Origin of the sequence: Janibacter massiliensis (assembly GCF_900289115.1) — a bacterium.
Taxonomy (GTDB): Bacteria; Actinomycetota; Actinomycetes; order Actinomycetales; family Dermatophilaceae; genus Janibacter_A; species Janibacter_A massiliensis.
This window is the reverse complement of the sequence record NZ_LT985196.1, coordinates 991,638-1,005,209: the sequence shown is the minus strand read 5'-3', so window position 1 is coordinate 1,005,209 and position 13,572 is coordinate 991,638. Positions and strand designations below refer to the sequence as shown.

At 73.0% G+C, this 13,572-nt stretch carries 15 protein-coding genes; 5 read left to right on the top strand and 10 right to left on the bottom strand.

Annotated features, from left to right (window positions below):
• Positions 1-7: 7 nt before the first annotated feature.
• Positions 8-436: a CBS domain-containing protein gene (locus DAA34_RS04940; protein WP_106817867.1), complete on the bottom strand. Its 429-nt coding sequence runs from the start codon at positions 434-436 to the stop codon at positions 8-10.
• A gap of 143 nt (positions 437-579) precedes the next feature.
• Here DAA34_RS04940 and DAA34_RS04935 point away from each other — a divergent pair, with 143 nt between their 5' ends.
• From DAA34_RS04935 to DAA34_RS04915, 5 genes are read left to right on the top strand one after another with little or no spacing between them, the layout of a single operon-like run.
• The gene (locus tag DAA34_RS04935; protein WP_106817866.1) at positions 580-2,061 is read left to right on the top strand and encodes an alpha,alpha-trehalose-phosphate synthase (UDP-forming); all 1,482 of its coding nucleotides are present in this window, start codon (positions 580-582) and stop codon (positions 2,059-2,061) included.
• Positions 2,058-2,837: a trehalose-phosphatase gene (gene otsB, locus DAA34_RS04930; protein WP_106817865.1), complete on the top strand. Its 780-nt coding sequence runs from the start codon at positions 2,058-2,060 to the stop codon at positions 2,835-2,837. The genes DAA34_RS04935 and otsB overlap by 4 nt, the downstream gene beginning before the upstream one ends.
• Before the next feature lie 56 nt (positions 2,838-2,893).
• Positions 2,894-3,568: an ABC transporter ATP-binding protein gene (locus DAA34_RS04925; protein WP_158707618.1), complete on the top strand. Its 675-nt coding sequence runs from the start codon at positions 2,894-2,896 to the stop codon at positions 3,566-3,568.
• A gap of 5 nt (positions 3,569-3,573) precedes the next feature.
• On the top strand, positions 3,574-4,809 hold the full coding sequence (locus DAA34_RS04920; protein WP_106819817.1) for a DUF4032 domain-containing protein: 1,236 nt from the start codon (positions 3,574-3,576) through the stop codon (positions 4,807-4,809).
• A gap of 51 nt (positions 4,810-4,860) precedes the next feature.
• Positions 4,861-5,481 carry an RDD family protein gene (locus tag DAA34_RS04915; RefSeq protein ID WP_106817863.1) on the top strand — a complete coding sequence of 207 codons (621 nt, stop codon included), beginning with the start codon at positions 4,861-4,863 and terminating at the stop codon, positions 5,479-5,481.
• A 7-nt stretch (positions 5,482-5,488) separates the two neighbouring features.
• Here the strand turns inward: DAA34_RS04915 and DAA34_RS04910 are convergent, their stop codons facing one another.
• The 9 genes from DAA34_RS04910 to DAA34_RS04870 form a co-directional block, all read right to left on the bottom strand.
• Positions 5,489-5,941 carry a DUF2752 domain-containing protein gene (locus DAA34_RS04910; protein WP_106817862.1) on the bottom strand — a complete coding sequence of 151 codons (453 nt, stop codon included), beginning with the start codon at positions 5,939-5,941 and terminating at the stop codon, positions 5,489-5,491.
• 5 nt (positions 5,942-5,946) lie between these two features.
• A complete protein-coding gene (locus tag DAA34_RS04905; RefSeq protein WP_106817861.1) occupies positions 5,947-6,282 on the bottom strand; it encodes a CD225/dispanin family protein in 336 nt (111 codons plus the stop codon).
• 115 nt (positions 6,283-6,397) lie between these two features.
• Positions 6,398-7,348: a 23S rRNA (guanosine(2251)-2'-O)-methyltransferase RlmB gene (gene rlmB, locus DAA34_RS04900; protein WP_106817860.1), complete on the bottom strand. Its 951-nt coding sequence runs from the start codon at positions 7,346-7,348 to the stop codon at positions 6,398-6,400.
• Positions 7,348-8,784, bottom strand: a complete 1,437-nt coding sequence (gene cysS, locus DAA34_RS04895) for a cysteine--tRNA ligase (RefSeq protein ID WP_106817859.1) — start codon at positions 8,782-8,784, stop codon at positions 7,348-7,350. Before cysS ends, rlmB begins: the two co-directional genes overlap by 1 nt.
• A 70-nt stretch (positions 8,785-8,854) precedes the next feature.
• Entirely contained in the window at positions 8,855-9,277 is a 423-nt protein-coding gene (locus DAA34_RS04890) for a hypothetical protein (RefSeq protein WP_106817858.1), read from the bottom strand.
• Between the two features lie 20 nt (positions 9,278-9,297).
• Positions 9,298-10,872, bottom strand: coding sequence for a WXG100 family type VII secretion target (locus tag DAA34_RS04885; RefSeq protein ID WP_106817857.1), 1,575 nt, complete (start codon positions 10,870-10,872; stop codon positions 9,298-9,300).
• Entirely contained in the window at positions 10,869-11,765 is an 897-nt protein-coding gene (locus DAA34_RS04880) for a hypothetical protein (RefSeq protein ID WP_106817856.1), read from the bottom strand. The genes DAA34_RS04885 and DAA34_RS04880 overlap by 4 nt, the downstream gene beginning before the upstream one ends.
• Before the next feature lie 80 nt (positions 11,766-11,845).
• Positions 11,846-12,478, bottom strand: coding sequence for an MBL fold metallo-hydrolase (locus tag DAA34_RS04875; RefSeq protein ID WP_106817855.1), 633 nt, complete (start codon positions 12,476-12,478; stop codon positions 11,846-11,848).
• Positions 12,478-13,566, bottom strand: coding sequence for an S-(hydroxymethyl)mycothiol dehydrogenase (locus DAA34_RS04870; RefSeq protein WP_106817854.1), 1,089 nt, complete (start codon positions 13,564-13,566; stop codon positions 12,478-12,480). The genes DAA34_RS04875 and DAA34_RS04870 overlap by 1 nt, the downstream gene beginning before the upstream one ends.
• Positions 13,567-13,572 lie beyond the last annotated feature (6 nt).

Genomic DNA, 13,572 nt, shown 5'->3' with positions numbered 1-13,572 from the left:
CCAGGGGTCACTGCTGGATGTACGCCTGGAGGTGGTCGCGCTCGGCGGCGAGGGCCTCGATGCGGCTGCGGACGACGTCGCCGATGCTCACGATCCCGACGAGCGCACCGTCCTCGACGAGCGGCACGTGCCGGAACCGGCCCTCGGTCATCGCCCCGGCCAGCTCGGCGACCTCGGTGTCGGGTGAGGTCGTGTGGACCGCTGCGGTCATGACCTCCTGCACCGACGCCGTGAGGACGGCCGCGCCCCGCTCGTGGAGCCGGCGGACGACGTCGCGCTCGCTGACGATCCCGTCGACGGCCCGCCCGTCGCCGCTGACGACGACGGCGCCGATCCCGTGCTCGGCGAGCAGCCCCAGCAGCTCCCCGACCGTGGTCCCGGGCTGGCAGGTGACGACGGCGTCGCCCTTCCTCGAGATGACCTCACGGATCCTCATGCATCGACGGTAGCCACCTCGGCGGCCACGGGGAAGAGTTCGGCGGCGGGCGGTCGGCGGTGGCCGCACTAGGGTTGGAGGTGCACCGCCCAGACCGCCGCCCTGCGTGCCACCCGGGCGCGCCCGGAAGGAGATCGACCCCGATGGACCCCGCGCCGGCCGCCCGGACGTACGACCTCGTCATCGCCGCGAACCGCCTGCCGGTCGACCGACAGGTGCTCCCCGACGGCAGCACCGAGTGGCGGCGCAGCCCCGGCGGCCTCGTCACCGCGATGGAGTCGGTGATGCGCGGCCGCGAGGGTGCCTGGGTCGGGTGGGCCGGCGAGGCCGGGGAGGCACCCGAGCCCTTCGACGAGGACGGCATGCACCTCGTGCCCGTCCCGCTGTCGGCACCGGAGATCGCCTCCTACTACGAGGGGTTCAGCAACGACACCCTGTGGCCGATCTACCACGACGTCATCGTGCCGGCGACCTTCCACCGGGGGTGGTGGCAGTCCTACCGCGAGGTGAACGAGCGCTTCGCCGAGGCCATCTGCTCGGTCGCCTCGCCGGGCGCCCGCGTGTGGATCCACGACTACCAGCTCCAGCTCGTCCCGGCCCTCGTCCGCGAGCGCCGACCCGACGTGCGGATCGGCTGGTTCAACCACATCCCGTGGCCCGCCGTCGAGCTCTTCGCCCAGCTGCCGTGGCGCGAGCACCTCCTCCGGGGCCTGCTCGGGGCCGACTTCCTCGGCTTCCAGCGCACCGCCGACGCCCAGAACTTCATCCGCGCGTGCCGCCAGATGCTCCACCTGCAGACCCGGACCGACACCGTCCACGTCGCCAGCGAGGACGGAGCGCCGGACCGGGTCGTGCGCGCCGCCTCCGTGCCGATCAGCATCGACACCAAGGGGCTGGAGAAGCTCGCGAAGACCCCCGCGGTGCGGGCGCGGGCCAAGGAGATCCGCGCCTCGCTGGGGAACCCGCGCACGCTCCTGCTCGGTGTCGACCGGCTCGACTACACCAAGGGCATCCGGCACCGGCTCAAGGCGTACGAGGAGCTGCTCGTCGACGGGGCGTTCTCCCCGCCCGACGTCACGTTCATCCAGGTGGCGACCCCGAGCCGTGAACGGGTCGAGGCCTACCGACGCCTGCGGACCGAGGTCGAGACGACCGTCGGGCGCATCAACGGCGACCACGGCTCGATCGGGTCGCCGGCGATCCAGTACCTCCACCAGTCGTACCCGCGCGAGGAGATGGCGGCGCTGTTCCAGGCGGCCGACATCATGCTCGTCACCCCGCTGCGGGACGGGATGAACCTCGTGGCGAAGGAGTACGTGGCCTGCCGGCACGACCTCGGCGGGACGCTCGTCCTGTCGGAGTTCACCGGCGCCGCCCACGAGCTGCACCAGGCGTCGATGGTCAACCCGCACGACATCGAGGGGATGAAGCAGGCGATCCTGCGGGCCGTCGACTCCGACCCCGCCGAGCGGCGCCGGACGATGCGAGCGCTGCGCCGGAGGGTCCACGACCACGACGTCCAGCGGTGGGCGTCGATGTTCCTCGAGTCGCTCGACATCGCGCCGCGCCGGCCGCAGCGCCGGGTCCGGCGCGAGCTCGACGAGCAGACGGAGGGCACGGCATGAGCACGCCGGGCGAGACCGGGATCGACCCGACCCTCGCGGGCGCCCTCGCCGCGTTCGCCGAGCTGCCGACCGTCCTCGTCGCGACCGACTTCGACGGTGTCCTCGCCCCGTTCGTCCTCGACCCGCTCGACGCCCGCCCGCAGGAGGGCACGGTCGAGACGCTCCCCGCGCTCGCGGCGATGCCCGGCCCCCACGCGGCGATCGTCCCCGGACGTGCCCTCGAGCCCCTCCCCCGCCTGTCCGGGACCGAGGGCTCGGCGATCGGCCGGATCGGCGGGCACGGGGCCCCGACGAGCCGGGCGCTGACGTGGCATCTCGACGACGACGCGGCCGCCCTCCTGGACCGGTTGCCCGACCTGCTCGCCCCGTTGCTGGCCGGCCACCCCGGCGTCCGGCTCGAGCACAAGCCGACGGCCGTCGTCGTCCACACCCGAGGGCTGCCCGCGGAGCAGGCGCGTGCCGCGGAGGATGCCGCCGAGGCGCTCGGGTCGAGCACCGACGGGCTCTCCGTCCTGCGCGGCAAGCACGTCGTCGAGCTCGGGGTGGTGCACGCGGACAAGGGCAGCGCGCTGCGGGCGCTCGCGGAGGAGCTCGGCGCGGACGCGGTCCTGTACCTGGGCGACGACGTCACGGACGAGCACGCCTTCGAGGTGATGGCGCCCCCGGACGTCTCGATCAAGGTGGGTGAGGGTGCGACCGCCGCCGCCCACCGGGTCTCCGGCCCGAGCAAGGTCCCGGCGGTGCTCGACCGCGTGCGGGAGCTGCGCGCTCGCTAGTCTTGGCGGCACCCGGCCGGGGCGGCCGGTCCGGGTGCGAGCGAAGGCGAGGAGCCGTGTCGTCCGTCCGAATCGAGCACGCCTCGTGCCACTACGCCGGGACCGAGGGCGCCGGGATCACGGACGTCGACCTCGACATCGCCTCCGGTGAGCTCGTCACCTTCGTCGGCGAGGTCGGTTCCGGTCGCTCGACGCTGCTGCGGATGGTCGCCGGGCTCGAGGAGGCGACGGCGGGCCGGATCCTCATCGACGGCACGGACGTCACCGACGCCCCGCCGAGTGCCCGTGGTGCCGTCATGGTCCTGCAGAACTACGCGCTGTACCCCCACCTGTCCGTCGCCGACAACATGGGCTTCGCGCTCCGGCTCGCCGGGGTCGACGACGCCGAGATCGACCGCCGGGTGCGGGACGCGGCCGACCTGCTCGACCTCGGCGACCGCCTCGACGCGCGTCCGCAGGACCTCGGCGGCGACGAGCGGCAGCGGGTGTCGATGGGGCGGGCGATCGTGCGGCGACCGAAGGTGTTCCTCATGGACGAGCCCCTCTCCAGCCTGTCCGCACCCGTCCGCGAGCGCACCCGGGATCAGATCCGGGACCTGCAGCAGCACCTGGCGATCACGACCCTGTACGTCACCGACGACCTCGCCGAGGCCGCCGCGATCGGGGACCGCGTGGCGCAGATGGCCGGCGGGCGGCTCGTGCGCTGCGTGCCCCCGGCCGAGCTGGGGTGATCCCGGTGGCACCGCGCTCGCTCACCCTCACGGCGGCCCGGCCGGACCCGGGGCTGCTCGACCTGCCGTGGTCGACGCGGCTCGAGGACTGGCCCGCGGAGCTCATCGCCGCGCTGCCCCGCGGCATCTCCCGGCACGTCGTCCGGTTCGTCCGGGTCGGCTCCGGCCTCGTCGCCGTCAAGGAGATCCGCACCGAGCTGGCCCAGCGGGAGTACCACCTGCTGCGGTCGCTGCGACGCCTCGACCAGCCGGCGGTCGAGCCCCTCGCCGTCGTCAGCGGGCGGTGCGACGCGGCCGGGGAGCCCCTCGACGCGTGCCTGGTCACCCGCCACCTCCGCTTCTCCCTCCCCTACCGCGCGCTGTTCAGCCAGCACCTGCGGCACGACACCGGCGTGCGGATCATCGACGCCCTGGCCGTCCTCCTCGTCCGGCTCCACCTCACCGGGTACTGGTGGGGTGACGTCTCCTTGTCGAACGCGCTCTTCCGCCGCGACGCGGGCGAGTTCGCCGCCTACCTCGTCGACGCCGAGACGGGCGAGCTGCACGACCGTCTCACCGACGGACAGCGCGAGCACGACCTCGACATCGCCCGCGTCAACATCGCCGGCGAGCTCATGGACCTCCTGGCGGGCGGGCTGCTCCAGGACTCCCTCGACCCGGTGGCCGTCTCCCAGCGCATCATCGACCGCTACCGCGAGCTGTGGTCCGAGCTCACCGTGCCCGAGGAGTTCGACTCGGGCGAGCGGTGGCGGGTCGACGAGCGCATCCGCCGCCTCAACGCGCTCGGCTTCGACGTCGACGAGCTGGCGATCACGACGGACATCGACGGCGCGACCCTGCAGATCCAGCCGAAGGTCGTCGACGCGGGCCACCACAGCCGCCGCCTCATGCGCCTCACGGGCCTCGACGTCGGGGAGAACCAGGCGCGACGGCTGCTCAACGACCTCGACGCCTTCCGGGCGAGCCAAGGGCGGCAGAACGACGCCGAGGACCTCGTCGCCCACGACTGGCTCACCCAGATCTACGAGCCGATCACCCGGACCGTGCCGCACGAGCTCGCCGGTCGGCTCGAGCCCGCCGAGCTCTTCCACGAGGTGCTCGAGCACCGCTGGTACATGGCCGAACGGGCCGGCCACGACATCCGCATCGAGGACGCGATCGGCGACTACGTCGCCCACGTGCTGCCGGGCAAGCCGTACGAGGCGACGATCCTGGGACCTGTCGCCCCGCTCCACGACTGACTGGCTACGCTGGCCGCGAACGAGCCGAGCCGAGCTGGTCCAGGAGCGACGATGTCCCAGCACCCCCAGCAGCTCCCGCCGGGAGCGCCGGCCGCGACTCAGGTCCCCGCGGGGTACGGCGCTGGGTACGTCGACCAGAAGGCCCTCCTCGCGCAACGGATCGGCCCCCTGGCCGACCCGCTCGACCGTGTCGTCGCGCGTCTGTGGGACACCCTCCACGCGATGCTCCGCTTCCTCCCGCTCTACCTCCTCGGCGGGATCCTGCTCGTCGTCGGAGCGTCGATGAGCGGGGAGGCCGACGGGAGCACCACCGGGACCATCCTCATGGCCCTCGGCGCGCTCCTCATGGGTGCCGCCGTGGTGTGGCTCGCCGCGTTCTCGATCTGGAACTCGTTCCTCCGCGCGGGCCGCACCGGCCAGACGCTCGGCCGGCAGAAGGTCGGGATCGCCGTCGTCGGGACCGAGACCGGCCGCCCGATCGGCGCCGGTCAGATGTTCGTGCGCCTGTTCCTCAACTCGCTGGCGAACAACGTCATGTACCTCGGGTGGCTGTGGATGCTCTGGGACGAGCGCGGCCAGACTCTCGGCGAGAAGGCGACGAGCTGCCACGTCGTCAAGGTCACCCGGCCCGTGGACCCCGCGAACCCCACCCCGCCCGGCCTGCTTCGCTGAGCCCCGCTCAGGCCGGCGAGAGCCAGGTCCAGCCCGGGACGTTCCGCAGCACGAAGAAGGCGACGTAGGCCCAGGCGATCGCCTGGATCCGCCACGGGGGCGCCAGATGGGTCCGGGGCAGACCGCGCCAGAGCCGGATCGTCCAGCGGGTGAACCCGATGGCCAGGGCGACGTAGACGATCGGCAGGACCGGATTGCGGGCGAAGGCCCCGGCGAGGTCGCCGTGGAGCAGGTCGTGCGTGCAGCGCATCGATCCGCACCCCGGGCAGTAGAAGCCGGTGAGCCAGAGGAAGGGGCACGTGGGGAAGTGGCCGGGCTCGTTCGGGTCGACGACGTAGAGGGCCGTGAACCACACGCTGGCACCGGCGAGCCACAGACCGGGCTCGAGCAGCCGACGACCCCGGGACGGCTGTCCCGGGGTCGTCGAGGCCGCGCTCGACGGGAGGAGTCCCGTCGTCATGGGGCTCAGTAGGAGCTCGAGAACGAGTACGTCGACGAGGCGCCGTCGCTCGCGCTCAGCACGGCGGCGAAGAGGAGGAAGTACCCGATGATGAACAGCACCGTGAGGACGAGGCCACCGATGATGGCCCACATCGCGATCTTCTTCGCCTTGGCCGCGGCGGCGTGCGCACCGTTGCGGTCGCCCTGCGCCCACAGCGTGTTGACCTTGTTGGCCTCGAGGATCGCAAAGATCGCGGCCGGCCAGCAGCAGAAGATCGACGCGATCGCCAGACCGAGGTTGTTGTTCGGCGGGGCGTCGGTCACGGCCGTCATCGAGCCCTGCGGCGCCTGGTAGGACATGTGCTTCCCCTTGGGTGATGGCGGGTCCCCGCCGGTGATCCTGACGCGCGTAGCCTAGCGGTTCGAGACCGCGGCACGCCCCGGTTCGGCGGAGGGGAGCACTCCCCGTCCGGCGTCAGCGCTCCTGGGCCCGAAGCCGCGCGACCTCGTACAACGTCACGGCGGCCGCCATGCCCGCGTTGAGGCTCTCGGTGGCGGCGCTCATCGGGATCGAGACGATCTGGTCGCACGTCTGCGCGACGAGCCGGGACAGGCCCTTGCCCTCGGAGCCGACGACGACGACGAGGGGTCCGCTCGCGAGCTCCAGGCCCGGCAGCGCGACGTCGCCGTCCATGTCGAGCCCGACGACGAACAGGCCCGCCTTGCGGTAGTCCTCGAGCGCGCGGGTGAGGTTGGTCGCCTGCGCGACGGGGATGCGAGCGGCGGCGCCGGCGCTCGTCTTCCACGCGCTCGCGGTCATCCCCGCCGAGCGTCTGGCCGGGACGAGCACCCCGTGGCCGCCGAAGGCCCCGACCGAACGGACGATCGCGCCGAGGTTGCGCGGGTCGGTGATCCCGTCGAGCGCGACGATGAGCGGCTGCCCGGGGATCTCGCTGTCGAGGAGATCGGCGGGGTGGGCGTACTCGTACGGCGGGACCTGGAGCGCGAGCCCCTGGTGGACCGCGCCGTCGGTGAGCCGGTCGAGCTCGCCACGCGGCGTCTCGAGGATGGCGATCCCCCGCTCGGCGGCGATCGTCAGGGCCTCCTTGACGCGGTCGTCGGACTCGATGCGACCGGCGACGTACATCGTGCTCGCGGGGACGTCGGCCCGCAGGGCCTCGACGACGGAGTTGCGTCCCGCGACGACCTCGCTGCTTGCCTTCGAGCGCCGCTGCCCGCCGCGCGCGGTCGGACGGGTCGCGGACTTCCCGCCCGCGTACGCCTTGTGGTTCGGGCGGTCCGCGGCCTTCGGCGTGGGGCCCTTGCCCTCCAGCCCCCGGCGGCGCTGCCCGCCGGACCCGACCTGGGCGCCCTTCTTCGAGCCGGTCCGGCGGACCGCTCCACGGCGCTGCGAGTTCCCGGCCATCAGGCTGCTCCGTCCTTGGCGAGCGACCAGCGGGCGCCCGAGGGGGTGTCCTCGACGAGGATCCCGGCCCCGGCGAGGGTGTCGCGGATCGCGTCGGCGGTGGCGAAGTCCCGCGCGGCCCGCGCGGCGGCGCGGTCGTCTACGAGGCGCCGGACGAGGACGTCGAGCGCGGACTCGAGAGCCTGCTCCTGGCCGCCGCCCGAGCGGTGCCACGCCGGCGACAGCGGGTTGACCCCGAGGACGTCGGTCATCGCGACGACGGTCCGTGCCGTGGCCGCCGCCGCCTCGCGCTCGCCGTCGTCGAGCTGGGTGTTGCCCCGGCGGACGTGGTCGTGGACGACGGCGAGCGCACCGGAGACGCCGAGGTCGTCGTCGAGCGCCGCGGCGAACTGCTCGGGCAGCTCCTCGTCCCCGGTCGGCTCGAGGGTGTCGGTGTCGGGCAGCGCCCGGTCGAGGAAGCCCTCGATCCGCTCGACCGCGGCCTGCGCCTCGGCGAGCGAGCCGTCGTGGTACTCGATCATCGACCGGTAGTGCGCGGCGGTGAGGAAGTAGCGGATCGTCAGCGGACGCACGGACCGGGCGAGGTGGTGGATGCCCAGGGCGTTGCCGAGGGACTTGCCCATCTTCTGGCCCTTGACGGTGACCCAGCCGTTGTGGAGCCAGAAGCGGGCGAACTCGTCGCCCGCGGCGCGGGACTGGGCCTGCTCGTTCTCGTGGTGGGGGAAGCGCAGGTCGATGCCGCCGCCGTGGATGTCGAACGCGCTGCCGAGGTACGTGCGGGCCATCGCCGAGCACTCCAGGTGCCAGCCGGGGCGGCCGCGACCGTAGGGGGTCGGCCAGCTCGCGCTCGCCGGCTCGTCCGGCTTCGCGCCCTTCCACAGGGCAAAGTCGCGCGGGTCCCGCTTGCCGCGGGGGTCCGCGTCCTCGGCTGCGGCCATGTCGTCGAGGGACTGGTTCGACAGCTCGCCGTAGGAGGGCCAGCTGCGGACGTCGAAGTAGACGTCGCCGCTGCCGTCCGGCGCGGGGTAGGCGTGGCCCCGCTCGACGAGCAGGTCGATGAGCTCGACCATCGCCGGGACGTGGCCGGTGGCGCGCGGCTCGTAGGTCGCCGGCAGGACGCCGAGGAGGTCGAGGGCCTCGGAGGTCGCCCGCTCGTTGCGGTAGGACAGCGCGTACCAGTCCTCACCGGTCTCGGCGGCCTTGCGGAGGATCTTGTCGTCGATGTCCGTGACGTTGCGGATGAGCTCGACCTCGTAGCCGTGCCCTCGGGTCAGCCAGCGGCGCAGGACGTCGAAGGCGACGGCGAACCGGATGTGCCCGATGTGCGGCTCCCCCTGGGTCGTCAGGCCGCAGATGTACATCCCGACACGTCCGGGCACGACGGGCTCGAAGTCGCGCAGCTGCCGGGTGGCGGTGTCGAACAGGCGGAGTGTCACCGGGCAAGGCTACCCGCGGCGGACGGGGGCACCTCGCACGACGGACGGGTCGAGGCCGCCGCGCGCCGGCTCAGGACGAGGGCGCGGACCCGCCGCCGTGGAAGTGGCGGTAGAGCTCGTCCGAGGTCGCGACGTAGATGCCGAGGTCGGTCTGGGAGATCGTGCGCTGTCCCGGGACCCTGCCCTTGATGTCGACACCGATGTTCGCCGACGGGCCGAGCGCCGCGGTGAGGTTGCGGAGCATCCGCTCGTAGTCAGCCCTCGGGTCGGCACCGGTGAGGTCGACCGTGCCGCCGATCTTCGTCGCGTCACCCATCCCCGCGTCGACCGTGAAGACCTCGACGTCCGGGTTGGTGATCCCGGGCGAGGACTCGACCGCGGCGACGGCCCGGGCCTCCCAGCCCGGGGAGCGCTCCGGCTTCGAGCCCCGACCGAGCAGGCCGCAGGCCGAGAGGGTGACGAGGCACAGCGCGAGCGCGACGACGTGACGCATGGCGTCAGCCTGCCACCTGGTCACGGCCGTCGGTGGGACTGGTACTCGCGCGACCTCACCCGGCTGGGGTCGTCGGTCATGAACACCGACAGCCCCGGATCGTTCGCGTAGCTCGTCAGCTGCGGGTTGCCGTTGGCGAGCTCGCGACGGATCGACACGTCGTAGTTGTCGTAGTGGTGCGCGTTCTGCGCGCTGCCACCGGTCATCGTCACCCCGGGCGGCGGATCGAGCCGGACCTGGGTGACGTTGCCCGGGGAGCCCTGCAGGTCCGTCGTCGGGTGCGGGATCGGGCCGGGCAGCACCGGCGGCCCGAGCGGGAACGGGTTGGGGACCGGCCCCAGGAGCGCATCGCCGAAGTCGAGCTTGGGGACGGCGTCGTTCGTGTGCTCCAGCGCGAGGTAGTTGACGCCCGCCGGCACCTGTCGGCTGTCGTTCGGGGACCCCTCGGTGATCATGTGCGTCACGTTGTAGCGCTCGCGGAACGCGGGGTCCTGCAGCAGTGCGCTGGTCACCATGCCGCCCTGGGAGTGCCCGTTGAGCAGCACGGGAGCGCCGGGCGGGATGCCCGCCTCGCGCATCGCGGCCTCGACGGCCTCCATCGAGGCGCTGCGCTCGCCGGCCTGCAGCTCGAGGTTGGAGGTGTTGTCGAAGGGGTTGTCCGAGCCGGTGATCGATCCGGGGAACTCGCCGAGCCCGTCGGTGCCCGGGACGTTGACGATGTACGCCGTCCGCGGGTTCCCGTTCGCGTCGGTCGTCGTGACCTCGGTGATCCGGATGTTCCGGTTCTCCCCCGGTCGCTGGCCGTCGTACGTCTCGTTGATGGAGTTGATCAGGTCGGGCAGCGTCGCCGGGACCGGCTGCTGGCCCCTGCCGTCGCCGATCGGGACCTCCCGGCCACCGGGGTCGACGCCGCCGGTGCCGTGGGCGAAGATCCCCTGGTCCTCCCCGGTGACGACGTTCGCGAGGACGCCGCCCACCCGGCCCAGCAGGAGCGTGGCCGAGGTGAGAGCCTCCCCGAAGCGGGGCCAGCGACCCTCGGTGAAGATCTGCGTGAACTGGCGGCCGATGTTCGCCAGCGAGGGGCCGAGCCGCTCAAGCGCCGCCATGCCGGCGTTCCACCGGGTGACGACCTGCTCGTTCCAGAAGTCCTTGGCGCCGTCCCAGAGGTCCGACAGCCGGTCACCGACCCAGTCGATGCCGTCCGAGACCGCGTCGCCGACGGTGTCGATGACGTCGTCGACACCCTCGAGGAGGTCCTCGCCCGCCTGGCGGAGCCGGTCGAGCAGGCTCGGGCCACGGCCGCCGCTGCTGCCGCCGGCACCACCGCCGCCGCTGGCCTCCTCCTGCTCGCCGGCCTGCTTCTCGAGGAGGTCGGCGAACTGCTGGAGCTGGTCACCGACGTGGTCGAGGGTGCGGGCATGGACGCCCCAGTCGGAGGTGAACTGCTCGAGGTCGGCGCCCTCCCAGACCTGCGAGAGGTCCGAGACGGTGGAGTCGGCGCCCTCGCGGACCTCGCGGGTGCTGTTCGCGACGACCTTCATCCGGCCGGCGACCTCGCGGACCCGGCCGGGGTCCATCCCGTGCGTCAGGCTCATGCCGACCGCCGCCCCTCGGACTGCACCTGGAGCGCGCCGGTCGTGATCCACACGAGCTCGTGACCGATCGCGCCGGGCTCGACGCGGACCACCTCGACGTCGGTGGGACGGACCCGGACCTCGAGCAGGCCCTGGTCGGTGAGCGCCCAGTGCCGCTGGGCCGAGACCGACCGGTCGTCCTCGAGCAGGACGAGCATGCCCAGGCTCACCTCGACCTGGGCCCCGGCGAGGGCCTCGTGCAGCATCTCCGGGATGCGGGTCTCGCCCGCGGCGAGGTCGACCTCGGCGACGCTCACCTCGTCGCGCGGGAGCGTCGGCGCGGGGTCGGCGACGACCTGCTCGACCTGCGGCAGGACCCGGCGGACGGCGCCCCACAGGTCCTTGGCGCGGAAGAGCGCGATCTCGACCGCGTCCTCCACGGCCGCGACGACGACCTCGGCGTCGGTGACCTGCAGGCGGCGGCGCTCCGTCACGCTCACGCCGAGCCCGGCGGCGGGCATGAGCGAGATGCTCGTCGCCGTCCCGAGCTCCCCCTGGCGCGCGACGACGCGGTAGGTGTGGTCGGCGGCGGCCGCGCCGCGCAGCACCTGCGCCCACCGCGGGTCGACCGTGCCGCGGGCCGTCGCCAGGCCGGCCCGGACGAGCTCGTCCCAGGCGGCGTCGGAGTCGACGACCGGGGCGCTCCCCTGCGCTGCGCCGCTCGTCTCCTGCGGCTGGGCGCCGGCGGCGACGACCGCGCTGCGCCACCCGGCGGCCTCGTCGGTCGTCGTCACGGCGGCGTCGCTGCGCGCGCTGAGCGTGCCCAAGGCCTCGGACAGCACGTGCATCGCCCGCGCGCTGATCCGCCTGATCGTCAACCCGTCCGACTCCGGACGCCCGGCACCCTCTGCCATGACCTGCCCCTCTCCGTGTGGCGTGTCACAGGCTAGGGGCGCGGCGGTGCCCGCGGAATGGGGAGCACTCCCCGCAGGGGTCAGTCCTCGTGCTCGTCGACCCAGCGCTGACGGTGCGGCTTCTCCGCGCCGATCGTCGTGTCATCGCCGTGGCCGGTGTGGACGACGGTCCCCTCCGGCAGGACGAGCAGCTGGGAGGTGATGGAGTCGATGATCGTCCCGAAGTCGCTGAACGAGCGGCCCGTCGCGCCGGGCCCGCCGTTGAAGAGCGTGTCCCCGGAGAAGAGGGCACCGAGCTCGGGAGCGTGCAGGCAGCAGGCGCCGGGCGAGTGCCCCGGGGTGTGCAGCACCGTCAGCTCGACGCCCCCCACCTCGAAGACCTGACCGTGGGCGAGCTCGGCGTCCGGCACCCGGTCGGGATAGGTCATCTCCCACAGCGGCTGCTCGGCCGGGTGCACCCAGATGGGCGCTCCCGTGGCCCGGGACAGCTCGGCGGCGACGTCGATGTGGTCGTTGTGGGCGTGGGTGCAGACGATCGCGAGGAGGGCTCGCTCGGCGAGGCCGTCGAGGATCGGCATGAGCTCGTGACCCGGGTCGAGGACGATGCACTCCTCGTCGTCGCCGATGATCCAGACGTTGTTCTCGACCCCCCACGAGCCGCCGTCGAGCTCGAAGGTGCCGGAGGTGACGACCTTCTCGATGCGCGCAGCCATCAGAGCACCACGACCGATCGCAGCACGTCCCCGCCGTGCATCTTCTCGAAGGCCGCCTCGACGTCCCCGATGCCGATGCGCTCGGTGACGAAGGCGTCGAGGTCGAACCGGCCCTGGCGGTAGAGGTCGACGAGCATCGGGAAGTCCCGCTCGGGCAGGCAGTCGCCGTACCAGCTCGACTTCAGCGCCCCACCGCGGCCGAAGATCTCGATCATCGGGAGGGTGACCTCCTTCTCGGGCGTGGGCACCCCGACGAGGACGACGGTCCCGGCGAGGTCCCGGGCGTAGAAGGCCTGCTCGTAGGTCTGCGGCAGGCCGCAGGCCTCGATGACGACGTCGGCGCCGAAGCCGCCGGTGAGCTCCCGGATGCGGTCGACGACGTCCTCGTTCGAGGCGTCGACCGTGTGGGTGGCGCCGAAGCGGCGCGCCGTCTCCAGCTTCCGGGCGTCGAGGTCGACGGCGATGATCGTCGTCGCGCCGGCGACGGCGGCGCCGGCGATCGCGGCGTCCCCGACCCCGCCGCAGCCGATGACGGCGACGCTGTCGCCGCGGGTGACGCCGCCGGTGTTCACCGCGGCGCCGAAACCGGCCATGACGCCGCACCCGATGAGCCCGACGGCGGCAGCGTCCGCCGCGGGGTCGACCTTCGTGCACTGACCGGCCGCGACGAGGGTCTTCTCGGCGAAGGCCCCGATCCCCAGGGCGGGGGTGAGGGCCTCACCCGTCTCGGCGATCGTCATCGGCTGGGTCGCGTTGTGGGTGTCGAAGCACAGGTGCGGACGGCCCTTGCGGCACGCGCGGCACTGACCGCACACCGCCCGCCAGTTGAGGACGACGAAGTCCCCCGGCTCGACGTTCGTCACGCCCTCGCCGACGGCCTCGACCCGTCCGGCGGCCTCGTGGCCCAAGAGGAAGGGGAACTCGTCGTTGATCCCGCCCTCGCGGTAGTGGAGGTCGGTGTGGCACACCCCGCACGTCTCGACGGCGACGAGAGCCTCGCCCGGACCGGGGTCGGGGACGACGATGTCGAGCACCTCGACGTCGGCTCCCTTGCGGCGGGCGACGACGCCCTTGACGGTCTGCGGCACGGGTAC